This window comes from Rhizobium sp. ZPR4, from assembly GCF_040215725.1.
Lineage (GTDB): Bacteria > Pseudomonadota > Alphaproteobacteria > Rhizobiales > Rhizobiaceae > Rhizobium > Rhizobium rhizogenes_D.
On record NZ_CP157967.1, the window covers coordinates 3,924,593 to 3,947,978 of the forward strand.

Genomic DNA, 23,386 nt, shown 5'->3' on the forward strand with positions numbered 1-23,386 from the left:
TCAGGCGTCTTTCCGTTCTTCCGCAAAGGGGTCTGCCACCATCGGCCAGAGATCCTTCCGCGCGCGACGATAGGGCGTGCGGGCCGGATTGTTGGGATAAGGCGTTCCTGCGGAGCAGTAAAGGATCTCCGCGGCGATCTTCGAGAAGGATGCATAAAAATGATTGGTCGATTTGATGACCAGGATCTTCTTCGTTCTGGGGTCGATGCCCATGACGGAGAACAGGCTCGGGTCGAAGCTCTGGGCGCGTGTCGAATTCAGGATGATGTCGATGCCATCGAGCTGAATATGTGCGGCATCGCCGAAGGGAGCGAAGCTCTCGCCAAATCGCATCTCGGCATTGGGGACAAGGCGGATGATCTTGACGAGACCGTCGATCGGATTGCCGGTGCCCGGCGCCGATTTCGCGCCGAAGCGCAGTGAGATTTCCGCGCCTTCACCGGCCGCCATGCAGATCCGCACGGCCATCGGGTCCCAGATCGTACCGATCGCCGTGTCGGTAGCGCCGCGATCGAGCAATTCCTGCAGGATGACCGTCGCGTCGCCCGCCGTGCCGCCACCGGGATTGTCCCATAGGTCGGCAATGACGACCGGGCCGGACGTCGCGGCCATGGCCTCACTCACGGCCTGCTTCTCGTCGATCTGCGGCATGATGAAAGTGCCGCGCTTCGAGAAGAGTTCCAGGCCGAGATCACGAGCGACCGAGGAGCCTTTATCCGGCTTATTATTGGTAACGACGAGCAGCTTCGTGCCCATTTCCGGTACATCGCCCGCCATGAAGCCGTGAATGACCGAAATGGACAGGATATCGGCGTCGCTCTTTTCCATCGCCATGATCTTGTCGACGAAGGAGCGCATGGGGTCGCGCGACGTCGGAAAGACATCGATCATGCGGCAGTCGAAGACGGACATGACCGGCTTGACCCGGCCTTCCAGCGTGTCGATGGCGATGCGCCAGAGGTCTTCGGCGCGATCGACGAAGTCCGTATGCGGGAATTCCTTGAAATAGACGAAGAAATCAGCCGCCGCGCGGCGCTTCGCGGTCAGATGGCTATGTGGATCGAGCTCGGCGCAGACCAGGATATCCGGCCCGACGATCTCGCGCACGCGCGACAGGAGGTCGCCTTCCGTATCCTCGTAGCCATCCGCAACCATGGCGCCGTGCAGACCGAGGACGACGGCATCAACAGGCATCGCCGCCCGCAGCTGCTCGAGAATTTCGTCGCGCAGTCCCTCATATGTCTGGCGATTCACCAGTCCGGCAGGGTCGGCCCAGGTGGCGGTACCCTCGATCACGTCCCAGTCCTTTTCCGCTGCAATGCGGCGGCCGACGGTGATCGGTGCGGAACATAGCGTCGGCGTTTCCGGATGCATGCCGGGCGGCGCATAGAGAGAGGCTTCGAAGGCGCGCCGGTCGATGCAGATGGGGGAGAAGGTATTCGTCTCGGTCGCGAGGGCCGCGGTGAAAATGCGCAATGCTGTCGCCTCTATTCCATGGGGTTCGGCAGATAGCCGGTGAAGCCGCAGATCTTCCAGCGCCCTTCATGCAGCCGGCAGTAATAAAGTGTCTGCCACTTCATCACGTCGATGCCGCCGTCCGACCTCTTCAGGCTGCCGTCGAACTTCTTGCGCACAAGAGCCATGTCGCCTTCGATCTCGATGTCTTCGAGGGTCGTTGTCGTGAAGATGGCGGTACGCGCATCCTCGGCGAAGGATTGCGTGGCGAAGTCGCGTGCCTGACGCAGCCACTCGTCGCGATAGGCCGACAGCGTCGGGAAGGCGAGGCGCCATTTGTCCGGGCTGACCGCGCGCTTGCCATCGATGCCGATGAAGCCTTCTTCAACGAAATCGCCCGTAACCATCGACCAGTCGGCGGCAAGAAAAGCATCGATATCGCGCGGGACGAGCATCTCCCAGATCGAATGCCTGGCGGTATCGCTGGCGGAGAAGGGATTCTTGAAAGGATCACGCATGATAGCAGCCGCCATTTAAATTCTTTTCATAATTTACGATTTTCACTGGTCAAATTCTGCTTTCTATGGTCATTTGTCAACGTATCAAGAAAATAATTTGCAGGAACCGCATGGTGGCCATCGCATGTCGGGGTTCCGGCTGAATGGGAACGAATGACAAGCCGCATCTGCTCGCAAACCTGTTCACAGGTGCCGGCGGAAATAGGTGAGGTTGAGATGGATCGCGTCGCTTACTACGTGTCGGACGTTAGGAAAACAGCGACAAAGGGGGGCTGATGGATATCTTCACGACCATGCAGGACGAGAGGGGCCGGCTTTCGCAATCCGAAATCCGTATCGCGGATATCGTCCTCAATGATTTCGAATTCGCCGTCAATGCTTCCATCATCGAGCTTGCGGGCAAGGCGGATGTCTCCCCGCCGACGGTGACCCGCTTCTGCCGGCGTTTGGGCTGCGAAAGCTTTTCCGATTTCAAGGTGCAGCTCGCGCGCACCGCCTATGTCGGCATGCGCTATCTGAAGCCCGAGCCGAAGAGCATCGCGCCTGCCGACGTCGCCCAGGACATCATCACCAAAGCGCAAAACGCGCTCTTCCTCTTGCATCGTGGACTGGATGTTGCCGCTATCGAGCGAGCGGCGAACCGGCTTGCCGGCGCGGAGATGATCTATGCCTTCGGCTCCGGCGGCAATTCCTCGATGATCGCGACCGAGCTGCAGAACCGCCTGTTCCGGCTTGGCCTCCGCATTACCGCAAGTTCCGACCATAGCATGCAGCTGATGATGGCTGCGGCCGCCAAACCGACGGACGTGCTGATCGGCTCGTCCTTCTCCGGCCGCAATGCCGAGCTGGTGCGCGCCTTTGCGCTGGCGCGCGAAGCCAAGGTGCCGACTATCGCCCTGACGCAGAGTGAAAGCCCGGTGGCGCGCGCCGCGGAGATCACGCTGCCCGTCGATCTGCCGGAGGGCGACAATATCTACCGGCCGACATCGACCCGCATCGCCTACCTCGCCGTGGTGGACATTCTCGCCAGCCTGATTGCCTACCGCATCCAGCCACAGGCAACGGCGACGCTGCGCCGTATCAAACAGCAGCTGGTGACCCATCGCGATGGCGACGACCGCCAGCTGCTGGGGGATTAAGGAAGGCTCCAAACGGTTTCGCGTCAGGAGCCGTGCGGGAAGCAACAATAAGGAGCGGCGGGTGTTCGCCGTTCCGGGACTTAAATCAGAGGGAAACATATGAGCAAATCCGTTGCCATCGTCACAGGGGCGGCCGGCGATATCGGTCGTGCCATCGCAAAGCGTCTGGCGGATGACCACGATATCATCCTGCTCGTCGATATCGACGAGACAGCTGTGCAAAAGGCAGCGGGAGAACTCGGCTCCGCGGAGCGTTTCGTTGCACTCAAGGCGGATATCACCAGCGATGCTGACGTCGCCGCCATGGCCAAGGCCACATCGGATCTCGGCGTGGTGAAGACGCTCGTCAACAATGCGGGTGCTGCCCGCGCCGTCAGTCTTCACGATACCACGCCTGCCATCTGGCGTGCCGACAATGCCCTTAATCTCGAGGCGGCCTTCCTGTGCTTCCGTGCGGTAGAAGACATGCTGAAGGCGTCGAAGGGATCGGTCATCAATATCGCTTCGGTCAACGGTATGGCCGTCTTCGGCCATCCGGCCTATAGCGCCGCCAAGGCCGGGCTTTTGCATTTCACCCGGCTGGTCGCAGTCGAATACGGCAAGTTCGGTATCCGCTCGAATGCGGTCGCGCCCGGCACCGTGCGCACCCAGGCCTGGGAGGCGCGCGCCGCCGCAAACCCGAATGTCTTCGAGGAGGCGAAGCGCTGGTATGCGCTGCGGCGCGTCGTCGATCCGGTCGACGTTGCCAATGCCGTCTCCTTCCTTGCAAGCCCGCTTGCCTCGGCGATCACTGGCGTCTGCCTGCCTGTTGATTGTGGCCTGACGGCAGGGCAGGCCGAGCTTGCCCACACCTTCTCACAGTCCGAACACTACTGAAGCTCGCTGCCAAAAGGGAACGCCATGCTGTCGTCCTCCTATCATCTTGAAAACACATGGTCTCCCGAGGGCGGAAAGCATGGTCGCCTGACCCTGACACTTTTCAATTTTTCGGATGTGCCTCTTGCGAATTTTCGCCTCGCCTATACGACCCTGACGCGCTTCGTCGATCCGCAAGCCTGCGACAATGCCGTCTTCGTCCGCCGCAACGCCAATTTTCATGAGTTTGCGCCGCCGGCCGGCGTGTCTATCGCGCCCGGAGAGAGCTGGACATTCACCGTCTCCTCACTTCACCGCATCGCGCGGCATTGCACCGATGGCGCTAAGTCCGCCTATGTGACGCTGGAAGATGGCACGCATGTCACGGTCTTCACCTCGGACCTGCTGCTTGCCGATCGCACCAGCGAGCCGCCGCCGGTGCTGCTGCCGGAAGGCAGGCTGGAGCTCCCCTATGCCATCCAGCCCTGGCCGGCGAAGATCGACGTCAAGCCGGGCGAAGACTTCCCGGTCGCGCTCTATCCGGCCAAGGGCACGGATGCCGCGAGCGTCAAGGCGCTGGCCACGGCGCAGGCGCTGTTCCGCCGCCTCTTTCCGTCCAATCACATCCCTTTCAGCCTCATTGCTGCGCCGCAGGGCCGGGCGCTGCGTTTCGTTGAGCAGCCGGCACTTGCCCGCGAAGCCTATGAGCTTTCCTTTTCCGGCAATGAGGTCGTGCTTGCCTTCTCCACTGCGTCAGGCCGTCTCTATGGCCTGACGACGCTGGCGCAGCTTCTCGATGGCGCGCGGCGGGAGCCCGGCAAGTTCCGCTTCCCGGTCGCAGGCGTGATTGCCGACCGGCCACGCTACGGTTGGCGCGGCTGCCATCTCGACGTCTCCCGGCAGTTCACCCCGAAGGACGATGTCCTGCGCCTTCTCGACATCCTTGCATGGTTGAAGCTCAATATCTTCCATTGGCACCTGACCGATGACGAAGCCTGGAGGCTGGAGATCCGCGCCTATCCGCAGCTGACCACGACGGGCGTGCTGCGCGGACCGGACGAGCCGCTGTTGCCGCAGCTCGGTAACGCGGCCGAGCCGGTCGGCGGCTTCTATTCGCAGGATGATGTCCGCGAAATCGTCGCCCATGCCGCAGCGCTCGGCATCGAGGTCATCCCCGAGATCGACATTCCCGGCCATAGCACCGCCACCCTCGTCGCTCTGCCTGAGCTGATGGACGGGCAGGAGGCGCCGGACAGCTATCACTCCGTGCAGGGCTATCCGAACAACGCCCTGAACCCGGCGATCGAGCTCACCTATGAATTCCTCGCCAAGGTCTTCGATGAAATGGTCGAGCTCTTCCCTTCGGAATATATCCATATCGGCGGCGATGAGGTCGCCAATGGGTCCTGGCTTACGTCGCCGCTCGCACGCAAGCTGATGGAGCAGGAAGGCATATCGGGGACCTTTGCCCTTCAGTCCTACTTCCTGAAGCGCATCAAGGCGATGCTCACCGAGCGTGGCCGCAAACTTGCCGGCTGGAACGAAGTCGCACACGGCGGCGGCGTCGATCCCAAGAGCACGCTGTTGATGGCCTGGGAAAAGCCGGAGGTCGGCATCGAGCTGGCGCGCGAGGGTTATGAGGTCGTCATGACGCCTGGCCAGGCCTATTATCTCGACATGGTGCAGGCCGACGCCTGGCAGGAGCCGGGCGCGAGCTGGGCAGGCACCGTGCCGCCAGCCCATACCTATGCCTACGAGGCCGAGGGCGATTTCCCCGATGAGCTGAAACACCTGATGAAGGGGGTGCAGGCGTGCATCTGGCAGGAGAATTTCATCTCCCGCGACTATTTCAATCGTCTGGTCTTCCCGCGACTGCCCGCCATTGCTGAGGCGGCCTGGACGCCCAAGGCAGAGAAGGACTGGCTGCGCTTTGCCGCCATCGTGCCGCTGAGTCCGAAGCTTTAAGCGTTGTCGGCGGCAGCATCATCCGCTGATATCCGAATGCCCTGAGGCCGCCGAACGAGCATTTCGGCGGCTTTCTTATGCCGGTATAGGACATTAGCCCGCCCGCAGCGTCGCCATGTCAGTCGGGAAGAAACCCGCCCAGGCCATCACCGCCATTGCCGTGATCACGAGCAGGTACCACATGCTGAGATAATCTCCGACCAAACGTCGGTTCAGCGCGGCAAAGAGAAGGCCGACGCTAAAGGCCAGCCAGAGCAGATTGCAGACGTGGTTCATTTTTTTGTTCCCCTTATTCGTCTTGCCCTCCCTGGAGCAGAGGTTAACGAGTTGGAGATGCAAGAGGTAGCGCTATAGCGGGATGGAGGTCTGCGCAAAGCGGGAAGCGCGGATGCGGCGATCGGTGTCTTGTCTTGAGAGACCGGCAGCAAGCAAGCCGGATGATCGTCGCGCGGCGTGCCTCACACTGGGTCGGGTCCAAGGAAGCCCAATAAAATCTTAAACGCACCCCCGCAGTCCCGGAACATCTCGCGCCACTCCCCGTTATCGCAAAATGGCCGGGATGAGGAGGTAGGGTCATGGAACATGGTGATTGGAGCAATCCCGTCATAGTCGAGCTTGGCGGCGCGGGACATTTTGCAATCATAACCAATGCGCTCGATGCGGCGAACTGTATGAGCGAGGAGTGGCCGGTAAGTGGCGGGCCTGCGGTCGATGAGGCCGTGCTGGTCTGCCTCGATGCCGTGCTCGGCAAAGCTTCCGCCGAGGAGTCGCGCAAGGCCTTCCTGGATGCGGCGCACGAAGCGGGGCTCAGCGTCAGGCCGGACACCGAAAGCCTGCACTAGATCGACGTGCAATATATGGTGGGAGTGATGAGGCGGCCCGGGATATTCGAACCGGCAGCGCTCAAATCATCCAGAAGATCAGGCTGAGGATCACGATAACCGCGAGGATGAACCCGATCATCCTCCCGAGCCCTTCGTTGACATTGCCATTGCCCACGATCAGATCGTACCAGTCGCTCTTATGATCCATCGAAAATCCCTCAAGGTCTATCCTATTAGGTCGCGGCTGTCCCAACAGTCAACGGTTTAAGGCGGCTGAAAAGCCTGAAGCACTGACGCAGCCCAGAGTGACGCTGGCCATGCAGCTTTTGCTCGACAGCATGGTAACCTCGCTGGCTTGTGCCGATCTGCCCCGCAGAGCCGCCGGCAGGGAGCATTCCCGTTTCCGGTGAACAGCTACCAAGGAAATAGCGGGCTTTGAACGCGGTTCGAACATGTCCTCCGAACTCGTTGCCGTCGATCTGACGGCGGTGCGGTTCGAGAGAACTAGGGCTGAACAGGCTTAGCTACGTTCGAGATGGACAGATGCAGACCGCAAACGGCGCGCCTCCGATAGATGAAGGGAAGTCACTGGCAATCCTGGGGAGCGAAGTGAACATAGCAACCAATTAGTAAGGCAGCCTGAGATAATATCTTGCCACTTGAATTTGAAAGTTTGATTTGATGTCGGATCAACCAACTTCGATTGCAATGGCAACCCAACACAGTGCAAGCCGATGCTGGGTCCTTCTTCTCGCCGTTTGTTCTTTGTATGTCGGGCTCGCAGCGGTCTCCTGGCCCTTCCGTTATTTCACTTTGTTGCGCATCTATGTGCAGACATTCCTTATCGGCATCCCGATGATTTTGTCCGCTGGCGCTATCGCCGGAGGCATCCTGACTGACATGATGGCTCCGTTGCGGGGCACACTGCGCATTCTTCGAAACGGTGGGTTGCAGACGGCAGCCATCGTCTTGGGCTATCTGCTGTTCCTCACCGCTTTCACGACCTTCAAGATCGCGATCCCCGAAATCGTGCCTTTCTACGCTGATCCTCTGCTGGCCAGCATAGATCGAACGATCTTCGGCGCGGACGCCTGGTTCTTCAGCCACTTGATGGTCAATAGACCGATGCTTCTTTTTCTGGCGTTCCAATACGAAGTCACCTGGAAGGTGATGTGGTTCGCCATGTTCGTCTTCGTTGGCCTTTGGTCGGATCGGAAGCGCGGTGCCAGATATCTGCTCGCCCACGCTCTGATGCTGATTATTTGCGGGACAGTCCTTGCAACAGCCCTGTCGTCAGTCGGCCCGATCTTCTACGACCGGATCTACGGCGGTGATCGTTTTGCTGATCTTGCCGCTACCATGCGGAGTCTAGGCGATGCCACGGATACCTGGCAGACTTCAAACTATTTGTTCCTGGCATATCGGAGCGGGCAGCTTTATCTCGGCAGCGGCATCAGCGCCATGCCGAGCATTCATGTGGCGGTTGCCGCACTGAATGCTTTCTTCCTGGCGAGCTTCAATCGTTGGCTGGGCATCATTGCATGGGGTTTCTTTGCTGCAATCGCTTTCATGTCGGTCGAAACCGGCTGGCATTATGTCTCGGATGGCGTTCTGTCGTTCATAGTGGTCAGCGCGATTTGGTATGGCACAGGGAAAGTGTCGGAAACCTGGGGCTGACAATCGAGCGGTGTGGTGAGCTAATTTTCGGATATTCGCCGAGGATGCATGTTTTCCGTTGCTCGTCGCGCTCGCAATCAAGACATGAATTATTGTGTTCGACAGCTTCATCAGCAGCTAGAGACCGAATGAACCGGTGCGCTTGTCGTGCTTTTCAGTCATTCTCGCCAAAGCGATCTGACCCGAGGCACGGTTCCGAATTTGGCCGGTGAATCCAAAGCGGCGTTCGGAGTTATGTCGGTCGTGATTGCAATCCATCTGATGAAACGGATTGACGCAACCTGACATATGGCTTTCGATTTTGCCGGGGATATCAATAGGTTCAGCATACGGATCCAAAAAAATCCGCATCGGATGAAACCGATTAAAAAAGGGAAATGGTGCCCAGAAGAGGACTCGAACCTCCACGCCTCGCGGCACAGGTACCTGAAACCTGCGCGTCTACCAATTCCGCCATCTGGGCGACGGACACGCATGTAAGGGGGTGGCCGTCCGGTGTCAACAGGGTTTTTGAAGTTTTCGTGGCAATCGTGAAAAAAGCGGGTGAAGCCCGGGTCAAACCCGGGCTGCGGCCCATGCGCTGATCAGGCCAAGTCCCTGTTCCAGCAGGGCCTTTGCCTCGTTTTCGCTCGATGCTTCCACATAGCAGCGCATTTCCGGCGCATTGCCGGAGGGGCGGAAATGGATGATTCGGTTATCCACAAGTGTCACCCGCAGGCCGTCGATGTCGCTCTTCGAGGCGACGCTCGCAATGGGCTTGAGGAAATCCGCAAGATTGGCGTCGGAGGCGCGCAGATAGGCCATCAGCGCCGCGCTGGTTTCCACGGGGAAATTCTCCAGACGGTCGGCGGCGGCAAAGGGCAGGCGATAGCTGCCGGCCACGGCGGAGAGCGGCTTCTTGGTCTTTGCGGCGGCGTAGAGCGTTGCCAGGATCGGCAGGAAGCTGTCGCGCGTCGGCAGCGGCTCGAAGGTCTTGCCCTCGATGGTGAAGCGGCTGGCCGTCAGCGTGCCGCCATTGGCCTCGAAGCCCATGACATTGGCCTTGCCGGCGGCAACGGCTTCGTCCATGCCGGCAATCACATAGGGCGAGCCGACGCGGGTGCGGGTGACGGCATAGGAGCCGGCGGCTTCGATGCCGGAATTGGAGGTGACCGGCGTCACGACCACTTGTGCGCCGAGGAAGTTCGCGGCGATGAGGCCGAGCAGGTCGCCGCGCAGAGGCTCGCCGGTTTCGTCCGCGACCAGCGGCCGGTCGCCGTCGCCATCGGCAGAGACGATGGCGTCCAGGCCATGCTCCGGCGCCCAGCCCTTCATGAGGCGGATCGTCTCGGCCGAGACCGCTTCGGTATCCACCGGGATGAAGCTCTCGGAACGACCGAGCGGCACGACGCGGGCGCCGTAGTGCTGCAGCACCTGGCCGAAGAGATCGCGCGCCACCGTGCTGTGTTGATAGATGCCGATGGTGAGGCCCGCGAGGCTGCCGGAAGGCAGTAGGCCCTTGTTGCGCTCCAGGAACAGCGCCTCCGTCTCCGCCGTGCGGTTTTCCGCTTCTGCTGGCGTTTCGTCGAGAACGGAATCGCCGATTGCCAGGGCTTCCTCGCTGATCGCCACTTCGTCGCGCTTGTCGATTTCGCCGTCGGGCCGGTAGAATTTGATGCCGTTGCGGTCGGCGGGGATGTGCGAGCCGGTAATCATCAGCGAGGTCGCCTTCAGCTGCAGGCCGTAGAGCGCCAGCGCCGGTGTCGGCAATGTGCCGCAGTCGATCGGCGTCAGGCCCGCCCGCTTCAGCGCGCCGATGCAGGTGGCCGAGATCGCCGGGCTCGATTCGCGGAAATCGCGGCCAACGAGGACGAGGTCGCCCGGCTTGGCATGGCCGCTCTTCAGCAGATGGCGGGCAAAGGCCGTCGCATAGAGCGCCGATGCCCGTCCCGTGAGGTCTGCGGATAGGCCGCGAAGGCCGCTGGTGCCGAATTTCAAGCTGCTCACTGGCAATCTCCTAGAAATGATTGCGCTGTTATGGAGCAAGCTGCGTTGCGGATCAACCGATCGAGATCACGGCTGTGTGCACGCCCAAGCACTGGTTTTGCCCCTCTTGCAATCCCACATAGATGCATGGCCCTTGTGAAAGGGACATTGCTTCACGGCGTATGGAACAGGAGTTCGTCATGGCTGTCTTCAGCAAGATCGCTTCCGGTTGCGCTCTGGCGCTCGCCTTGCTGGGGCAGGCAGGTTTGGCTGCCGCTGCTTCGAATTCTCCGAAAATCGCCATTCCGCCGAGCACCACGAATTCGGTCATCTGCGATTCCCGAGGCTGCTTCGGTTTCGGGCAACGGCAGTTCTACACAAGGCCCGGCCAGCCGCTTCCGATCACGCCACCCTATACGGGAGGGGTGAAACGGTTCGACAGCCCGCGTGTTCAAATGCCCCCGCGCGAAACCTATGCGCCGCCGCCGAGGGCTCTCTATCCTTCGCCAGCTCAGAAACTTAGGCAGCATCAGACCTGGTGCGCCGAACGTTACCGAACATACAATCCCGGCACCAATCGCTATACGACGATCAACCACGGCACTCAGCCCTGCCGTTCGCCTTTCGACTGATAACCCCGAGCGGCAGGAGGCTCAGCTCTCCAGCGATCCGCGGTCGGTATGGCCGAGATCACGGTCGGGGTCGATGACATCGCGCACCCGCTGCTTCAGCTCCTTCGGTCCCGGGAAGCCGCCATCGCGCTTGCGCTCCCATAGCAGCTCACCATCGATGCGAATTTCGAAGACGCCGCCGGTGCCGGGGATCAGCGCCACTTCGCCGAGGCTGTCGGTGAAGGTCTGCAACAACTCCTGTGCCATCCAGCCGGAGCGTAGCAGCCAGTTGCATTGGGTGCAGTAGAGAATGGTGATGCGGGGCTTGTCGCTCATCGTCGTGGTCCTTCGCTATTTTGCTGACATCTAGGCTCAACTTTAGTTCGCTGCAAGCCAAAGCAATTCCAGAAAAAGTGCCAGGCGGTTTTCCGTCCGGAATTGCGCAAGGGCAGATGGCCAGAGCGGCTCTGTATTTCCGTCGAGCGCTGAAACGCTCTGGCCACTTGCCTCTCCCGCCGCCACATGCTCATCTCTGCCGGCAACATGTTCGGGGATCATCGGAATGCGCGTCGCCATCATCGAGAATATGAAGAACACGCCGCTCGGCGCGCTTGGCATCGCGCTGGAGGAAGCCGGAGCTGTGATCGAATGGTTCCGCCCATGGAGCGGCGAGGCATTGCCGAAGGATGCGTCATCTTACGACGCGCTGGCCGTGCTCGGTGGCGAACAGAGCGCTCGCGACGACCATACCCATCCCTATCTGCCGGAGCTGGCGCGGCTGATGCGCCGTTTCGAGGGCGAGGACAAGGCCGTGCTCGGCATCTGCCTCGGCAGCCAGATCCTGGCGCGCGCCTATGAAGCGGAAAACCATCTCGGCACCGCCCATGAATTCGGCTGGAAGACGGTCGGCCTCACGGAAGAGGGTAAGGCAGACCCGCTGCTGGCCGACATTGGCGAGGAATTCACCATTTTCGAATGGCATGGCGACACCTTTACCTTGCCGGCCGGCGCTACGCGTCTTGCGGCAAACGGCATCACGCCGAACCAGGCCTTCCGCATCGGCCGCGCCACCTATGGCACGCAGTTCCACTTCGAGGCCAATGCCACCGTGGTCGAGCGCTGGTGCGGCGAATTCAAGGAGACGATCGAGCGCAAGGAACCGGGCTGGCTCGATCGCTACCCGGAGCTCGTGGCCAGGCATGCTGCTGCGGCCGAGACGGCTGGCCTTGCCATCGCCAGGGCCTGGGTGCGGACGATCGGCGCCCGAACGGAGCTTCTGCAAGTCGCGGAGGCTTGAGGATCACAAGGAGCTTTCGTCAATTGCAGGGCGGCTGATGCTGGTAGCGACGTGCCGCGCGTCGATAATCTATGAAATAGGAGGAAATGACATCATGAGTACGCTGGGACTACCAAGCGAGGGCGGTTGCCGTTGCGGACAGGTGCGGTTGAGGATCAGCGCCAGGCCGCTGCTGACCATGGCCTGCCATTGCACAGGCTGTCAGCGCATGACTGCCGGCCCTTATTCGCTGAGCGCCGCCATCCCCTCGGATGGTTTCGAGGTGACGGCGGGCGAACCTGTCATCGGCGGCCTGCACGGCGACGCCATCCATCACTATTTCTGCCCGCATTGCATGAGCTGGATGTTCACCAAGCTTGAAGGTGTCGACTGGTTCGTCAATGTCCGCGCCACCATGCTCGACGACCCAAGTTGGTTCACGCCGTTCATCGAGACCTGGACGAGCGAAAAGCTGCCCTGGGTGACGACGCCGGCCAAGCACAGCTATGCCGCGCTGCCGGCGATGGAGGAGTATGAAGGGCTGACGAAGGAATATATGGGGCAGGCCTAATGCTGAAGCGGCAAAGTTGTGCCGTCAGAACTGGCGATACTGCGCAAAAGGCAGACCATGTCTTTCGACATCGGCATTCGCCTTGGCAATCGCATCTGTATTTTCGATGAGCCAGAGACGCTCGCGCTCAATTTTGCTGGCGCGAGCGTTATTCTCGACGGAAGCTGAGATACCGCTCTTCGGGTCGCTCACTCATCCCCCATCTTCAGCGCGGCAATAAAGGCTTCCTGCGGGATTTCGACCTTGCCGAACTGCCGCATGCGCTTCTTGCCTTCCTTCTGCTTGTCGAGCAGCTTGCGCTTGCGGGTAGCGTCGCCGCCGTAGCACTTGGCGGTCACGTCCTTGCGCAGTGCCTTCACCGTCTCGCGGGCGATGATGCGGCCGCCGATGGCGGCCTGGATCGGGATCTGGAACATGTGCTGCGGGATCAGGTCCTTCAACTTCTCGCACATGACGCGACCGCGCTTTTCGGCGGCGGAGCGGTGCACGAGCATGGAAAGCGCGTCCACCGGCTCGGCATTGACGAGGATCGACATCTTGACGAGATCGCTCTCGCGATAGTCGGTCAGGCTGTAGTCGAAGGAGGCATAGCCCTTCGAGATCGACTTCAGGCGGTCGTAGAAGTCGAAGACGACTTCGTTGAGCGGCAGGTCGTAGGTGATCATGGCGCGGTTGCCGACATAGGTCAGCTCGGTCTGGATGCCGCGGCGGTCCTGGCAGAGCTTCAGGATCGAGCCGAGATAGTCATCCGGCGTCAGGATCGTCGCCTTGATCCACGGCTCGCGGAACTCGGCAATCTTGACGACGTCGGGCATGTCGGCCGGGTTGTGCAGCTCGATCTCGGTGCCGTCGGTCATGGTGAGCTGATAGACGACCGAAGGGGCCGTCGCGATCAGGTCGAGATTGAATTCGCGCTCCAGGCGCTCCTGGATGATTTCCAGGTGCAAGAGGCCGAGGAAGCCGCAGCGGAAGCCGAAGCCGAGAGCGGCGGACGATTCCATTTCGAAGGAGAAGCTGGCGTCGTTGAGGCGCAGCTTGCCCATGGCCGAGCGCAGGTCTTCGAAATCGGCGGCATCGACCGGGAAGAGGCCGCAGAACACCACAGGCTGGGCCGGCTTGAAGCCCGGCAGCGCCGCCGCGGTCGGGCGCTTGTCTTCGGTGATGGTGTCGCCGACGCGGGTGTCGGCCACTTCCTTGATCGAGGCGGTGATGAAGCCGATCTCGCCGGGGCCGAGGCTGTCGACGGCGACCATCTTCGGCGTGAGAACGCCGACGCGCTCGATCTGATACTTCGCGTCCGTGCCCATCATGCGGATGGTCTGGCCCTTGGTCAGCGTGCCGTCGATGATGCGCACTAGAACCATGACGCCAAGATAGGTGTCGTACCAGCTGTCGACCAGCAGCGCCTTCAGCGGGGCCTTTTCGCCGCCCGCGCTTTTCGGCGCCGGCAGCTTATGGACGATGGCTTCGAGAACGTCGGGAATGCCGAGGCCGGTCTTGGCCGAAATCAGCACGGCGTCCGATGCGTCGATGCCGATCACTTCCTCGATCTGATCCTTGATGCGGTCGGGTTCGGCCGCCGGCAGGTCGATCTTGTTGAGGACGGTGACGAGCTCGTGATTGTTGTCGATCGCCTGATAGACGTTGGCGAGCGTCTGCGCTTCCACACCCTGGGAGGCGTCGACGACAAGCAACGATCCCTCGCAGGCCGACAGCGAGCGCGAGACTTCGTAGGCGAAGTCGACGTGTCCGGGCGTGTCGATCAGGTTGAGGATATAGGTCTCGCCATTGTTGGCCTTGTAGTGCAGGCGCACCGTCTGGGCCTTGATGGTGATGCCGCGCTCGCGCTCGATCTCCATATTGTCCAGCACCTGTTCCGACATCTCGCGTTCGGCAAGGCCGCCCGTCGTCTGGATCAGGCGGTCGGCCAGCGTCGATTTGCCGTGGTCGATATGGGCCACGATCGAGAAGTTGCGGATATGCGAAAGCGGAGTGGTGGAATTGGTGCTCATGCGCGCCATATAGCAGCGCCGCCCCGCGCCGCAAAGCGGAAAAGCGGGGCTTTGGCGGCTATCTTCACGTTATGTTAGCCTTTTCCGGCCCGCCGCCAGGGAGCGCCGATGCGGACTTGATTCCATCATGAGATCGTGTATTTCTCATATAGTAGAATTCCAAGGCGTGAGACATTGATAATGGCGGATGATGATCTGGAACTGGCGATCGGCGTGCGCATCAAGGAGCTGCGCGTCGCCCGCGGCCTGACGCTGGATGAGCTTGCCACTGCCTCGGCCGTCAGCCGCGCCATGATCTCGCGCATCGAGCGGGCGGAGGCGAGCCCGACGGCTTCGCTGCTGTCGCGGCTCTGCGCGGCGCTCGGCCTCTCACTATCGGCTTTCTTCGCCGAGGAAGAGGATGAGGTATCGCCGCTTGCCCGCCGCGAGCAGCAGGCGATCTGGCGCGATCCGGGAACCGGCTATGTCAGGCGCGCCGTCTCGCCGCTGGGCACGGGCTCGAAGGTCGATGTCGTCGAGGTCATCTTCCCCGCCGGTGCGCGGGTCATCTTCCCGCCGAATACGGCGAGCGCCGATATGAGCCAGCATGTCTGGCTGTTCGAGGGCGAGATGGAGGTGACCCATCGCGATGTCACCCATCACCTGATGCCCGGCGATTGTCTCTTCATGGGCGTCGGCGACGGCCATGCCTTCCACAATCCCGGCGAGGGTCCGGCACGCTACAGCGTCATCCTCGATCACGGCCGTTCATAGCTACCCAAGGACCTTTTCATGACCGATATTCGTCTTCTCTCCGCCGCCGAGGCCCGCGCCAGCCTATCCGATCTCTGCGATGTGCTTGTCGATTGCGTCAATGGCGGCGCCTCCGTCGGCTTTATGCAGCCTTACGGAACGGCTGATGCCTTGCCCTATTGGCAGGGCGTTGCCGACAGCGTCGAAAGCGGCGCGACATCGCTTTTCGTCGCCGTGATCGCGGGCAGGGTCGTCGGCACAGTGCAGGTGGGGGCCGCGCAGATGCCGAACCAGCCGCATCGCGGCGATCTCAAGAAGCTGCTGGTGCACGGCTCCGCACGGGGCAAGGGCCTTGCCCGCCTCCTGATGGAAGCGGCGGAGCGCGAAGCCGCCCGCATCGGCAAGACCTTGCTCGTGCTCGATACGGCAACCGGCAGCGATGCCGAAGCGATCTATCCGCGCCTCGGCTGGCAGCGCGTCGGCGTGGTGCCGGATTATGCCATGTGGCCAGAGGGCGGCCTTTGCGACACGACCATTTTCTATAAGCGGATTGCGGCCTGAGAGCGCCCGCTCAGGCAGAGAAGGCGGCAGTGGCATCCCGCAACTTGGAGCCCGATGTCCATTGCATCGCCTTCCAGCCGAATTGCCGCGCCGCCTCGATATTGGCCTCGACGTCATCGATGAAGCCGATCTCGCTGGCGGGAAGCCCGACGCGTTCGGTCGCCAGCCGGAAGAATTCGGTTGATGGTTTCTGATAGCCGAGGGCGGCGGAATAGAAGATGCCGTCGAAATGCGAGGAGAGCCGGAGTTCGCCCATCAGATAGGCGGCGCGCATGTGCTCCTGGTTGGTCGCGAGGAACATCCTCGTTCCCCCGGCGCGCAGCGCGGCCAAGTCCTCGAGCAGGCTGTGGTCGAGACGGGAATCGTTTTCGAACCAGTAGTCGATCAGCGTTCTCGCACTGAGATGGGGTGCGATCCTGCCGAGAACCTCTGCAAGCCTCGGCTCCAGCGCATCACGTCCAGTGACGATATCGACCCAGCACGTCTTGAAGAACGCCTGTTGCAGCACCTCAAGTTTCAGTCCGAGATCGCGCTCCAGATAGGTGAAAAGCGGCAGTCCGTCGCTTGGCCGGCCATGAACCAACACGCCATCGACATCGACCATCAGGATTTTCATGCCGGCTGTCTCCAATTCCTCAATTGCAGGCGGAAGGTGCCGTTGTTTGCGATGACCTTCAAGACCGCTCCGTGCTCTTTTTTCTCGTGCGCGATCCATGTAAGCCTTTGCGCCGACAGGATGACGGAGGAGGCGACGATGCGTGTCATTTACTCGGAAGATCACAAGCTCAGGGACGCGAAGACCGAGCTGCATGATGGCCAGCTCGTCACGCCCTTCGAAGCGCCCTTCCGCGCCGAATGGATTCTGGCCGCCGTCAGGGAGGCCGGCTTTACCGATGTCGTTGCGCCTGAAGCCCATGGGCTGGAGACGGCGCGCAAGGTCCATGATCCGGCCTATCTCGATTTTCTCGGCGCCGTCTGGGATCGCTGGGTCGCTGCCGGCTACAAGGGCGAGGCGATCGCCAATTCCTTCCCCGTCAGGCGCACCAGCCAGCGTGTGCCTGACAATATCGTCGGCATGATCGGCCATTATGCCAATGCCGCCGATACTTCGATCACCAAAGGGTCCTATGAAGCGGCGCTCGCCTCCATGCGCTGCGCCCTGACGGGCGCCGATTGGCTGAACGCCGGCAATCGCTTTGCCTTTTCGCTCTGCCGCCCACCCGGTCATCATGCCGGCTTCGATCTCTTCGGCGGCTATTGCTTCATCAACAATGCCGGCGTTGCCGCGCAGCGCCTGCGCGATCATGGCGCGGTCAAGGTTGCCGTGCTCGATGTCGATTTCCATCACGGCAACGGCACGCAGGACATTTTCTACAGCCGAGGCGACGTCTTTACCGCCTCGCTGCATGGCGATCCCATCCATGCGTTTCCTTATTTCCTTGGCCATGCCGACGAAGAAGGTGAGGGCGAGGGTCTCGGAACCAATCGCAATTATCCCATGCCGCGCGGCACGCCCTGGGAGGCCTGGTCGTCAGCACTCGACGATGCGCTTGCCCGCATCAGGGCTTTCGGCGCGGAGGCGATCGTGCTTTCGCTCGGCGTCGATACCTTCGAGCGCGATCCGATCTCCTTCTTCAAGCTGACGTCGGAGGATTTCACCCGCATGGGCGAGCTCGTCTCGGCCGCGGGGCTGCCCGTCCTCGTCTGTATGGAGGGCGGCTATGGCGTGCCCGAAATCGGCCTGAACGTTGCCAATGTGCTGAAGGGCCTCGAAAGCTGAGAGGCGCTTGCATCAAAGCGCCTGATCGCAGGATGAAAAGTTTGAATTTGCCAGCATAGGGCCAGACCTCTAAAAAACCCGCCAAACGGGAGAGGTCATGGACCAGAAGCTTATCGAAGGTGGCACGGATGGCGGCGCGGCCCTGATGCCGCATCCGGATGTTGCGCCATCGACCGGCGGCATTGCCGCCGGCGTGCTGATGTGCGTCATGTCCATGTCCTGCATCCAGTTCGGTTCGGCTCTGTCGGCTCCGATCATCAATGCCTATGGGCCGGCCGGCGCCACATGGCTGCGGCTCGTCTTTGCGTCCGTCGCCCTGGCGATCATCGTCCGTCCGAAGATCATGAGCTACAGCCGCTCGCAATGGCTCGGCGTGCTGGCGCTCGGCACCGTCTCGGCGCTGATGACGACCGCGTTCTTTTCGGCGATCGCGCGCATTCCCCTGGGCCTTGCCGTTGCTATCGAATTTCTCGGGCCGCTGCTGGTCGCGACCCTTGGCTTCGGCCTTAGCCGCCAGCTTCTGTGGCCGATCTTCGCGGCGATCGGCGTTCTGCTGCTCGCCTATGACGGCGAGGAATGGGTCGGCAATCTGCCGGGTATCCTCTTTGCCATCGGCGCCGGCGCGGGTTGGGCCTGCTACATTCTTTTGACGAAGAAGGTCGGCAATGCCTTCCAGGGCCTCGAAGGGCTTTCCATGTCGCTGCTGGTCGCGGCGGTGGTGTCGACGCCCTTCGGCTTTGCCTCGGCCGCGTCGCATCTAACGGGTTTTGGGCTCCTCGAAATAGCTGGTCTGGCACTGCTTGTGCCTTTGCTGCCCTATGTGCTGGAAATGGTGGCGCTCAGGCGCATGCCGACCTCATCCTTCGGCATCCTCATGAGCCTCGAGCCCGCCATCGGCGCTTTTGCCGGCTTCATTATCCTGTCGCAGCCGATGACACCGTCGCAGATGTTCGGAACGGCCCTCGTCGTTTCCGCCAGCATCGGGGCAACGATTTTTGCAGCGAAAGGCTGAGGCGAGGCCCATAGCCTTGCTGCAAATGCTGCCTTTGGCCGTGAGCGGTCATTGGTTGAGTTTTGGCCCGGCAACGGTCTGTCAATCCGGCGTTTGAAGCCTGGCGATCTGGGGCGCAACGATTGCGATGAGCAATCCTGGATCGCCGAAAGCTCTTGCCGAGAGCATTGCCCCGTGAACCGAGGCCATCAGCATTTGAGCCTCTTCCTCAGGCCGCTTGTCCAGCTGGAAGAGGCCATTTTCAGCCCCAGCCCGCAGCACTGACGTAAGCCATCCGGCAAGGCTATGGAAATGGCCTTGGACCTGAGAAGCGACCGCTTCCGGCAGCATCTGCATCTCGCTGGCGAGCATCGCGCAGACGCAGAAGGGCAGCGAGGCGTCCCGAATGCATGAATGCCAGTAGTTCACATAGGCCTGCAGCTGTTCTGAGGGGCTCGAGATCCCTTCGCGCAGAGACGTCAGACCCGCCTCCGCCTGCTGCCTGTAGCGATCCACCAGCACCGAGACCAGTTCGGCCTTCGTCGGAAAGTGATGGTGGATGCTCGCCTTCCGGATGCCGATCGCAGCGGAGATGTCGGCATAGCTGAAGCCGTTGTAACCTCCCGCCACGATGAGAGACTGCGCGATGTCGAGAATTTTTTCCGAAGTCGAAGCTATTGATTTCATGTCGCTGCCTACCTTTTGGTAGGCTGGTTGTCAAGATTGCTCCAGCGCTTCTGGTTTTCACAAAACGGTGTTCTGGCATCGTGTTGACTCGGTGAGTTTATCTTCCTACTAGTAGGTAGGCAAATACAAGGAACCTACCGATGCAAAGCCGCATTTCACCCCAGTCCAACTGGCTGCAATCCTACTATTTTACACGCGCCCTGTTCTCTATCGCCTGGATTTTCGCCGCGATCCTCTTCAGTGCAAAAGCGCTGCCCACCGCGTTTCTGCTGGTGATCTATCCTGTATGGGATGCTCTCGCCAATATGGTCGACGCCCGGGTTAACGGCGGCTTTAAGGTTAATCCGTCTCAGGCGTTGAACGTCGTCGTCAGCATCGTCACGGCGCTCGCCGTTGTCGTGGCCGCCTATAATAGCACCTATGCCGTCCTCGCCGTGTTTGGGGCTTGGGCGATCCTCTCGGGCCTGTTGCAACTCTATACCGGCGTGAGGCGCTGGCGCGCCTATGGCGCTCAATGGGTGATGATCTTGAGTGGTGCGCAGTCGGCCCTTGCCGGCGGTTTCATGTTCAGCCGATCCCTCGGCACGGTTGCGCCGACGATTCTGGACATCGTCCCCTATGCGGCGTTCGGAGCTTTTTACTTTCTGCTTTCCGCAATCTGGCTTGCGGTTGCGGCCTATCGCAAAGCACATGCATAGGCGCCGGCTAACCTTGCGGCGGCGAGGTTGAAGTGACTTGCCGCCGTCGAGAGAGTGAGCATCGCTCACCTCTTGCCGCAGTTGCTGGCGGCGAAGTTTTGAAGCTCCGCCAATCGCTCGCCTGTCGGCATCTGCCGTCGAGCTCCGTATTTTCGCGTGGCCCGCCCTAAACCGTCTTCCTCGCGGGATCGTCCAGCGCCGGATTATAGAAGAGTGAGAGCGTCAGGCTCTTGGCGATGCGCTCGGCCGTCGCCATGAACCAGTCTCTTGCTTCTTTGGATGGTGCGATATCGGCAAGTGTTTCCGAGAAAAGTGCCAGCCATTCCGGAAACAGGTCGGCCGCCATGCCCTCGACGCCGAGATGCGCCTGCACCGGCTTGCCACCATAGGCGCCGTTCTTGAAGGCGACCGAGGACCAGAAGCGTTTCATCTTGTCCATATGGTCGGGCCAGCGCCCGGCAAGCCGTCCGTCGAACACCGGTCCGAGCCGGGGATGTGCCTGAACGCGGCCATAGAATGTGTCGACCAGCCTGTCGATGAAGGCGGCATCGATGCCCATCCGCGCCATCTCGGCCTCGGCCTTTTCGCGGATGCCGGCAAGATGGGCGGCGCGAGCCTGTATCTCGTTTTCCATCATAGTCTCCAAGCGGTCGCGTGGAAGTTCGCGGCACTGACTGCTGTCGGCGTTTATGTAAGCCATTTCCCGGCGCGACCAAGACGTCATGGAGATGTTGCGGCAATCTGTCAAAGTGTCTTGCTATTTGCCGCGGCCCGATCCGGCGGGCTGCAAATTTTTCCGGCGTGATTTTCCCCGCAACGGCACCTCCATGCTTGACCGGCGCAGCGACCCACTTTAGATTTAGAATAATTCTAAAGTCATGAGGTTGCCCCCGATGCTGCTAGGCTTGTTCCATCCATCGAAACGTCCCTTCACCTCTCTCTCCGAGCAGGAGATCCTCGCGATTGCCATCGCGGCCGAAGAGGACGATTCGCGCATCTATCTCGCCTATGCCGATACGCTGCGCCCGCATTATCCCGAGTCCGCCAAGGTCTTTGAAGACATGGCCGAAGTCGAGGATACCCATCGCAAGACGCTGATCGACATGCACCGCCGCCGCTTCGGCGAGCGTATCCCGCTGATCAGGCGCGAGCATGTGCATGGCTTTTACGAGCGCAAGCCGGATTGGCTGCGCAAGAACCTCTCGCTCGATGCCATGCGCGACGAGGCCGAGGCGATGGAGCAGCAGGCCTATAATTTTTATGTCGAAGCGGCCAAGCAGGTGTCCGATGCCTCGACGCGCCAGCTTCTCGGCGATCTCGCGCTGGCCGAGCAGGGGCATGAAGACGTCGCCCGCATGCTGGGCGAGAAGCACACGCCGGAAGAGGTTAAGCACGAAGAGGATGCGCAGGCACGCCGCCAGTTCGTACTCACCTATGTGCAGCCAGGCCTCGCCGGTCTGATGGACGGTTCCGTCTCCACGCTCGCGCCGATCTTCGCCGCCGCCTTTGCCACGCAGCAGACATGGCAGACCTTTCTTGTCGGCCTTTCGGCTTCGGTCGGCGCCGGCATTTCCATGGGGTTCACCGAAGCGGCCCATGATGACGGCAAGATCTCCGGTCGCGGCTCGCCGATCAAGCGCGGCCTTGCCTGTGGTATCATGACGGCGCTCGGCGGCCTCGGCCACGCGCTGCCCTACCTCATTCCGCACTTCTGGACCGCGACGATCACCGCGGCCGTCGTCGTCTTCTTCGAGCTTTGGGCCATTGCCTTCATCCAGAACAAATATATGGAGACGCCGTTCCTGCGGGCTGCCTTCCAGGTCGTCCTCGGCGGCTCGCTGGTGCTGGGTGCCGGCATTCTGATCGGAAATGGGTGAGGCATGAAGGATCTTTTGTCCCCACCAGTCGAGCGAAGATAGTCCGTCATCACGAAATGTTAAATTTCGGAACGCCTTTGGCCGCCACCGGTTAGCAACACGAGGCCGCTCTTGGCCTCGTCTGCAAACCAAAGGAGATGATCCAATGGCAAACCAAGGTGGAATCCACGAGCAGCATGTGAAATCTGGCCAGCAGAGCCACAAGCGCATGGACAATGACAACACGAGGCGTGCTTCATCCACCAGTTCCCGTGAGCCGCACTCTGAAGGCCCGCGTGGCGGCACCCAAGAGCAACATGTCAAGGCAGGCCAGCAGAGCCATAAGAACCATTGACGTTCGTAGTGGAGACAAATTCGTCCGCACTCGAAAGTGAGGACCGTTCTTATTAAATGACGAAAAAGCGAAAGGCCGGTCCGATGGGCCGGCCTTTCCGCGTGATGATAATTGGCTTGCGCTTACTTGACGGCGCCGACCAGGACGTCGTTGCCGTTCTCGATGGTGACCCAGCGGCCGGCATTGAAGCTCGCCTGGCGCTTCAGGTAGGAATAGGGGGTCTTGGTCCAGACCTTGATCTCGTCCTCGAGGTTGTCGAGGATAAAATCGCCCTGCTTGGTGCGCAGCGTCAGCACTGCATGTCCTTCGCCGTCGGGCTTGCGCACCACAGTCATCAAAAGGTTGGAGGCCGAAATGCCGCTCTGCATCAGCATTCTGCGCTTAAGCAGGGCAAAATCTTCGCAGTCGCCGGCAGTCTTCGGATATTCCCAATATTCCTCCTGGCCGTAGACTTCCATGTCGGTCGCCGGACGAATGGTTTTGTTGACGCGCAGGTTGATCTGGTTGACGAGAGCCCAGGAGGCCGCGTTCATGTCGACGGGACCGACATTGCGGGTCGGCCCGCACTCGTCGGTATGTCTCTGGCAGAAGTCGTAGTGCCCGATCGGCTGGGAGGTCACGTTGCCGACGGTCATCGAAACACCCTGCTGAGGTGCCGGCATCGCGGCCGACGACATCGCAACTATAGCAGCGAAGGCAATCAACAAGCCCTTAATACGCACGCCCACTATCCTTGTATCGTCCCTGCATTTGTTAACAAATTGTTAATGTAGGGGGGTGCGCGAAGTCAATCGTTACTTAAGTGTTAACGCCGGAACCGGCTCATATGGTTAATTTCGGCACAATCGAGGAGATAGT

At 60.8% G+C, this 23,386-nt stretch carries 26 protein-coding genes, 1 tRNA gene and 1 pseudogene; 15 read left to right on the plus strand and 13 right to left on the minus strand.

Annotation, left to right across the window (positions count from 1 at the left end; all coding sequences use genetic code 11):
* Together ABOK31_RS18840 and ABOK31_RS18845 are read right to left on the minus strand one after the other, a co-directional pair.
* Positions 1 to 1,476, minus strand: a complete 1,476-nt coding sequence (locus tag ABOK31_RS18840) for a M81 family metallopeptidase (protein WP_349957157.1) — start codon at positions 1,474 to 1,476, stop codon at positions 1 to 3.
* 11 nt (positions 1,477 to 1,487) lie between these two features.
* Positions 1,488 to 1,973, minus strand: a complete 486-nt coding sequence (locus ABOK31_RS18845) for a hypothetical protein (RefSeq protein WP_349957158.1) — start codon at positions 1,971 to 1,973, stop codon at positions 1,488 to 1,490.
* Positions 1,974 to 2,248: 275 nt separating this feature from the next.
* Between ABOK31_RS18845 and ABOK31_RS18850 the strand changes: the two genes are divergently transcribed.
* The 3 genes from ABOK31_RS18850 to ABOK31_RS18860 all read left to right on the plus strand — a co-directional run bounded on the left by ABOK31_RS18850 (position 2,249) and on the right by ABOK31_RS18860 (position 5,932).
* Complete coding sequence (locus ABOK31_RS18850) at positions 2,249 to 3,112, plus strand: MurR/RpiR family transcriptional regulator (RefSeq protein ID WP_349957159.1); 864 nt, start codon at positions 2,249 to 2,251, stop codon at positions 3,110 to 3,112.
* A 99-nt stretch (positions 3,113 to 3,211) separates the two neighbouring features.
* On the plus strand, positions 3,212 to 3,988 hold the full coding sequence (locus ABOK31_RS18855) for an SDR family oxidoreductase (RefSeq protein WP_349957161.1): 777 nt from the start codon (positions 3,212 to 3,214) through the stop codon (positions 3,986 to 3,988).
* Between the two features lie 24 nt (positions 3,989 to 4,012).
* Positions 4,013 to 5,932 (plus strand): family 20 glycosylhydrolase, encoded by a 1,920-nt coding sequence (locus tag ABOK31_RS18860; protein WP_349957163.1) that lies wholly within the window; start codon positions 4,013 to 4,015, stop codon positions 5,930 to 5,932.
* Positions 5,933 to 6,025: 93 nt separating this feature from the next.
* On the opposite strand, the gene ABOK31_RS18865 is transcribed toward ABOK31_RS18860, so the two are convergent.
* Positions 6,026 to 6,208, minus strand: coding sequence for a hypothetical protein (locus ABOK31_RS18865; RefSeq protein WP_174176037.1), 183 nt, complete (start codon positions 6,206 to 6,208; stop codon positions 6,026 to 6,028).
* A gap of 299 nt (positions 6,209 to 6,507) precedes the next feature.
* Between ABOK31_RS18865 and ABOK31_RS18870 the strand changes: the two genes are divergently transcribed.
* Positions 6,508 to 6,774, plus strand: a complete 267-nt coding sequence (locus ABOK31_RS18870) for a DUF982 domain-containing protein (protein ID WP_174176035.1) — start codon at positions 6,508 to 6,510, stop codon at positions 6,772 to 6,774.
* A gap of 61 nt (positions 6,775 to 6,835) precedes the next feature.
* On the opposite strand, the gene ABOK31_RS18875 is transcribed toward ABOK31_RS18870, so the two are convergent.
* Positions 6,836 to 6,964: a hypothetical protein gene (locus tag ABOK31_RS18875; protein ID WP_349957165.1), complete on the minus strand. Its 129-nt coding sequence runs from the start codon at positions 6,962 to 6,964 to the stop codon at positions 6,836 to 6,838.
* 473 nt (positions 6,965 to 7,437) lie between these two features.
* Here ABOK31_RS18875 and ABOK31_RS18880 point away from each other — a divergent pair, with 473 nt between their 5' ends.
* Positions 7,438 to 8,433 carry a phosphatase PAP2 family protein gene (locus ABOK31_RS18880; RefSeq protein WP_350019277.1) on the plus strand — a complete coding sequence of 332 codons (996 nt, stop codon included), beginning with the start codon at positions 7,438 to 7,440 and terminating at the stop codon, positions 8,431 to 8,433.
* A gap of 378 nt (positions 8,434 to 8,811) precedes the next feature.
* Here the strand turns inward: ABOK31_RS18880 and ABOK31_RS18885 are convergent.
* Both ABOK31_RS18885 and ABOK31_RS18890 read right to left on the minus strand, forming a co-directional pair.
* Positions 8,812 to 8,896, minus strand: a tRNA-Leu gene (locus ABOK31_RS18885).
* Positions 8,897 to 8,988: 92 nt separating this feature from the next.
* Positions 8,989 to 10,410 (minus strand): phosphomannomutase, encoded by a 1,422-nt coding sequence (locus ABOK31_RS18890; protein WP_349959031.1) that lies wholly within the window; start codon positions 10,408 to 10,410, stop codon positions 8,989 to 8,991.
* Positions 10,411 to 10,598: 188 nt separating this feature from the next.
* On the opposite strand from ABOK31_RS18890, the gene ABOK31_RS18895 reads away from it, so the two are divergent.
* On the plus strand, positions 10,599 to 11,030 hold the full coding sequence (locus tag ABOK31_RS18895) for a BA14K family protein (RefSeq protein WP_349957168.1): 432 nt from the start codon (positions 10,599 to 10,601) through the stop codon (positions 11,028 to 11,030).
* A gap of 21 nt (positions 11,031 to 11,051) precedes the next feature.
* On the opposite strand, the gene ABOK31_RS18900 is transcribed toward ABOK31_RS18895, so the two are convergent.
* The gene (locus tag ABOK31_RS18900) at positions 11,052 to 11,345 is read right to left on the minus strand and encodes a SelT/SelW/SelH family protein (protein ID WP_349957169.1); all 294 of its coding nucleotides are present in this window, start codon (positions 11,343 to 11,345) and stop codon (positions 11,052 to 11,054) included.
* Positions 11,346 to 11,571: 226 nt separating this feature from the next.
* Here ABOK31_RS18900 and ABOK31_RS18905 point away from each other — a divergent pair, with 226 nt between their 5' ends.
* On the plus strand, positions 11,572 to 12,306 hold the full coding sequence (locus tag ABOK31_RS18905) for a type 1 glutamine amidotransferase (RefSeq protein ID WP_349957171.1): 735 nt from the start codon (positions 11,572 to 11,574) through the stop codon (positions 12,304 to 12,306).
* Between the two features lie 94 nt (positions 12,307 to 12,400).
* Positions 12,401 to 12,856 carry a GFA family protein gene (locus tag ABOK31_RS18910; protein WP_349957172.1) on the plus strand — a complete coding sequence of 152 codons (456 nt, stop codon included), beginning with the start codon at positions 12,401 to 12,403 and terminating at the stop codon, positions 12,854 to 12,856.
* Positions 12,857 to 12,880: 24 nt separating this feature from the next.
* Here ABOK31_RS18910 and ABOK31_RS18915 read toward each other — a convergent pair.
* Both ABOK31_RS18915 and lepA read right to left on the minus strand, forming a co-directional pair.
* A pseudogene (locus ABOK31_RS18915) lies at positions 12,881 to 13,027 on the minus strand (type II toxin-antitoxin system CcdA family antitoxin); the annotation flags it as partial.
* A 17-nt stretch (positions 13,028 to 13,044) separates the two neighbouring features.
* Complete coding sequence (gene lepA / locus ABOK31_RS18920) at positions 13,045 to 14,877, minus strand: translation elongation factor 4 (protein ID WP_349957174.1); 1,833 nt, start codon at positions 14,875 to 14,877, stop codon at positions 13,045 to 13,047.
* Positions 14,878 to 15,048: 171 nt separating this feature from the next.
* Between lepA and ABOK31_RS18925 the strand changes: the two genes are divergently transcribed.
* Together ABOK31_RS18925 and ABOK31_RS18930 are read left to right on the plus strand one after the other, a co-directional pair.
* Positions 15,049 to 15,621, plus strand: coding sequence for a helix-turn-helix domain-containing protein (locus tag ABOK31_RS18925; RefSeq protein ID WP_349957175.1), 573 nt, complete (start codon positions 15,049 to 15,051; stop codon positions 15,619 to 15,621).
* 18 nt (positions 15,622 to 15,639) lie between these two features.
* Positions 15,640 to 16,161: a GNAT family N-acetyltransferase gene (locus ABOK31_RS18930; RefSeq protein WP_349957176.1), complete on the plus strand. Its 522-nt coding sequence runs from the start codon at positions 15,640 to 15,642 to the stop codon at positions 16,159 to 16,161.
* A 10-nt stretch (positions 16,162 to 16,171) separates the two neighbouring features.
* On the opposite strand, the gene ABOK31_RS18935 is transcribed toward ABOK31_RS18930, so the two are convergent.
* Positions 16,172 to 16,777, minus strand: coding sequence for an HAD-IA family hydrolase (locus ABOK31_RS18935; protein ID WP_349957177.1), 606 nt, complete (start codon positions 16,775 to 16,777; stop codon positions 16,172 to 16,174).
* A 138-nt stretch (positions 16,778 to 16,915) separates the two neighbouring features.
* Between ABOK31_RS18935 and ABOK31_RS18940 the strand changes: the two genes are divergently transcribed.
* Complete coding sequence (locus ABOK31_RS18940; RefSeq protein WP_349957179.1) at positions 16,916 to 17,941, plus strand: histone deacetylase family protein; 1,026 nt, start codon at positions 16,916 to 16,918, stop codon at positions 17,939 to 17,941.
* A gap of 97 nt (positions 17,942 to 18,038) precedes the next feature.
* Complete coding sequence (locus tag ABOK31_RS18945) at positions 18,039 to 18,953, plus strand: EamA family transporter (protein ID WP_349957180.1); 915 nt, start codon at positions 18,039 to 18,041, stop codon at positions 18,951 to 18,953.
* 81 nt (positions 18,954 to 19,034) lie between these two features.
* Here ABOK31_RS18945 and ABOK31_RS18950 read toward each other — a convergent pair whose 3' ends face one another.
* Positions 19,035 to 19,619: a TetR/AcrR family transcriptional regulator gene (locus ABOK31_RS18950; RefSeq protein ID WP_349957181.1), complete on the minus strand. Its 585-nt coding sequence runs from the start codon at positions 19,617 to 19,619 to the stop codon at positions 19,035 to 19,037.
* A 140-nt stretch (positions 19,620 to 19,759) separates the two neighbouring features.
* On the opposite strand from ABOK31_RS18950, the gene ABOK31_RS18955 reads away from it, so the two are divergent.
* Complete coding sequence (locus ABOK31_RS18955) at positions 19,760 to 20,317, plus strand: DUF308 domain-containing protein (RefSeq protein ID WP_349957182.1); 558 nt, start codon at positions 19,760 to 19,762, stop codon at positions 20,315 to 20,317.
* Positions 20,318 to 20,483: 166 nt separating this feature from the next.
* On the opposite strand, the gene ABOK31_RS18960 is transcribed toward ABOK31_RS18955, so the two are convergent.
* Positions 20,484 to 20,951, minus strand: coding sequence for a truncated hemoglobin (locus tag ABOK31_RS18960; RefSeq protein WP_349957183.1), 468 nt, complete (start codon positions 20,949 to 20,951; stop codon positions 20,484 to 20,486).
* A gap of 259 nt (positions 20,952 to 21,210) precedes the next feature.
* Between ABOK31_RS18960 and mbfA the strand changes: the two genes are divergently transcribed.
* Together mbfA and ABOK31_RS18970 are read left to right on the plus strand one after the other, a co-directional pair.
* Positions 21,211 to 22,194, plus strand: coding sequence for an iron exporter MbfA (mbfA, locus tag ABOK31_RS18965; RefSeq protein ID WP_349957184.1), 984 nt, complete (start codon positions 21,211 to 21,213; stop codon positions 22,192 to 22,194).
* Between the two features lie 145 nt (positions 22,195 to 22,339).
* On the plus strand, positions 22,340 to 22,528 hold the full coding sequence (locus ABOK31_RS18970; RefSeq protein WP_349957185.1) for a hypothetical protein: 189 nt from the start codon (positions 22,340 to 22,342) through the stop codon (positions 22,526 to 22,528).
* Positions 22,529 to 22,650: 122 nt separating this feature from the next.
* Here ABOK31_RS18970 and ABOK31_RS18975 read toward each other — a convergent pair whose 3' ends face one another.
* The gene (locus ABOK31_RS18975) at positions 22,651 to 23,250 is read right to left on the minus strand and encodes a transglutaminase-like cysteine peptidase (protein ID WP_174176000.1); all 600 of its coding nucleotides are present in this window, start codon (positions 23,248 to 23,250) and stop codon (positions 22,651 to 22,653) included.
* Between the last annotated feature and the right edge of the window lie 136 nt (positions 23,251 to 23,386).

Coding starts and splice junctions, on each gene's coding strand:
- ABOK31_RS18845 (WP_349957158.1), bottom strand. CDS start 1,973: ATGCGTGATCCTTTCAAGAATCCCTTCTCCGCCAGCGATACCGCCAGG.
- ABOK31_RS18850 (WP_349957159.1), top strand. CDS start 2,249: ATGGATATCTTCACGACCATGCAGGACGAGAGGGGCCGGCTTTCGCAA.
- ABOK31_RS18855 (WP_349957161.1), top strand. CDS start 3,212: ATGAGCAAATCCGTTGCCATCGTCACAGGGGCGGCCGGCGATATCGGT.
- ABOK31_RS18860 (WP_349957163.1), top strand. CDS start 4,013: ATGCTGTCGTCCTCCTATCATCTTGAAAACACATGGTCTCCCGAGGGC.
- ABOK31_RS18865 (WP_174176037.1), bottom strand. CDS start 6,208: ATGAACCACGTCTGCAATCTGCTCTGGCTGGCCTTTAGCGTCGGCCTT.
- ABOK31_RS18870 (WP_174176035.1), top strand. CDS start 6,508: ATGGAACATGGTGATTGGAGCAATCCCGTCATAGTCGAGCTTGGCGGC.
- ABOK31_RS18875 (WP_349957165.1), bottom strand. CDS start 6,964: ATGGATCATAAGAGCGACTGGTACGATCTGATCGTGGGCAATGGCAAT.
- ABOK31_RS18880 (WP_350019277.1), top strand. CDS start 7,438: ATGTCGGATCAACCAACTTCGATTGCAATGGCAACCCAACACAGTGCA.
- ABOK31_RS18895 (WP_349957168.1), top strand. CDS start 10,599: ATGGCTGTCTTCAGCAAGATCGCTTCCGGTTGCGCTCTGGCGCTCGCC.
- ABOK31_RS18900 (WP_349957169.1), bottom strand. CDS start 11,345: ATGAGCGACAAGCCCCGCATCACCATTCTCTACTGCACCCAATGCAAC.
- ABOK31_RS18905 (WP_349957171.1), top strand. CDS start 11,572: ATGCGCGTCGCCATCATCGAGAATATGAAGAACACGCCGCTCGGCGCG.
- ABOK31_RS18910 (WP_349957172.1), top strand. CDS start 12,401: ATGAGTACGCTGGGACTACCAAGCGAGGGCGGTTGCCGTTGCGGACAG.
- lepA (WP_349957174.1), bottom strand. CDS start 14,877: ATGGCGCGCATGAGCACCAATTCCACCACTCCGCTTTCGCATATCCGC.
- ABOK31_RS18925 (WP_349957175.1), top strand. CDS start 15,049: ATGGCGGATGATGATCTGGAACTGGCGATCGGCGTGCGCATCAAGGAG.
- ABOK31_RS18930 (WP_349957176.1), top strand. CDS start 15,640: ATGACCGATATTCGTCTTCTCTCCGCCGCCGAGGCCCGCGCCAGCCTA.
- ABOK31_RS18935 (WP_349957177.1), bottom strand. CDS start 16,777: ATGAAAATCCTGATGGTCGATGTCGATGGCGTGTTGGTTCATGGCCGG.
- ABOK31_RS18940 (WP_349957179.1), top strand. CDS start 16,916: ATGCGTGTCATTTACTCGGAAGATCACAAGCTCAGGGACGCGAAGACC.
- ABOK31_RS18945 (WP_349957180.1), top strand. CDS start 18,039: ATGGACCAGAAGCTTATCGAAGGTGGCACGGATGGCGGCGCGGCCCTG.
- ABOK31_RS18950 (WP_349957181.1), bottom strand. CDS start 19,619: ATGAAATCAATAGCTTCGACTTCGGAAAAAATTCTCGACATCGCGCAG.
- ABOK31_RS18955 (WP_349957182.1), top strand. CDS start 19,760: ATGCAAAGCCGCATTTCACCCCAGTCCAACTGGCTGCAATCCTACTAT.
- ABOK31_RS18960 (WP_349957183.1), bottom strand. CDS start 20,951: ATGGAAAACGAGATACAGGCTCGCGCCGCCCATCTTGCCGGCATCCGC.
- mbfA (WP_349957184.1), top strand. CDS start 21,211: ATGCTGCTAGGCTTGTTCCATCCATCGAAACGTCCCTTCACCTCTCTC.
- ABOK31_RS18970 (WP_349957185.1), top strand. CDS start 22,340: ATGGCAAACCAAGGTGGAATCCACGAGCAGCATGTGAAATCTGGCCAG.